This is a genomic window from Streptomyces sparsus (assembly GCF_054776295.1).
Genome location: NZ_BAAHCA010001411.1, coordinates 1 through 876, shown reverse-complemented (window position 1 = coordinate 876; position 876 = coordinate 1). Strand labels below are relative to the sequence as shown.

Sequence of the window (876 nt, the reverse complement as noted above, 5' to 3'; positions counted from 1 at the left end):
CGGTCGTCCGCGACCCGCCTCGGCGCCGGACGGATCAGCCGCGCAGCAGCCCGTCCCCGGCGCCGAGGGCCGTCTCCGCCGCGAAGCCCAGTACCTGCGAGGCGGTGTCGACGGTGCGGTGCACCGGAAGGCGCGAGTGGCCGTTCCCGTCGACGAGGTCCACCACGGCACCCCGCTCGCCCTGGAGCGTCGGCGTGGTGACGGTGGCGTTCGGCATCGCCAGGCGCGGCATGCCCGACTCCTCGACGCCCGGGTTGGTGAGCGGCAGCGCCACGTCGACCGCGGGTGTGACCGCGGTCAGCGGTGTGCTGTCCGTGCTGATCCGCGCACTGGTGGAGTTCTCGTTGCGGTCCGAGCCGAGCAGCGGCACGGTCACGTCCGCGGTCGGCGTGTCCAGGATCGTGCCGACCTCCGGCACCAGCGGCACGTTCAGCTGGTCGTCCTTCATGATCTGCGGCACCGACGGAGTGGACAGCGGGTTCGACGGCACGGTGGCGTGGATGGTCGGCGCGTCCAGCGGCAGCACCGTCTCGATGCTCTCCAGCGGCACGTCCACCGGTACCTGCGATCCCGCGTCGGCGGCGGCAGCGGTGGCCGGAGCCAGTGCGGCTGCCGTGCACGCCGCCAGTGCCGCGAACCTGCCCTGCGGTGACATCTTCATTCTGGTCCTGCTCCTCTTGGTGAACTCAACACTCCGGTGTATGTGCGAACGAGCGTCCCGAGGCGGGGAGTGCGGTCAACCACCCGCTTGGAGTATTCGTGTGACGAGGCGCGGGCGCCGGCGCGTCGCCGCCCCTGCCGGGCCGGTGACCGGGCGGGCGGTGACGGCGAACGTGGGGAGACAGGGAGACGCGGCCGGCCCGGGCGTCCCCGGAC

Annotated in this window: 1 protein-coding gene; it reads right to left on the bottom strand. The window is 72.8% G+C overall.

Going from position 1 to position 876, the window contains the following annotated elements; all coding sequences use genetic code 11:
• Positions 1-34: 34 nt before the first annotated feature.
• The gene (locus ACYVE9_RS28740; protein ID WP_461030812.1) at positions 35-661 is read right to left on the bottom strand and encodes a hypothetical protein; all 627 of its coding nucleotides are present in this window, start codon (positions 659-661) and stop codon (positions 35-37) included.
• Positions 662-876 lie beyond the last annotated feature (215 nt).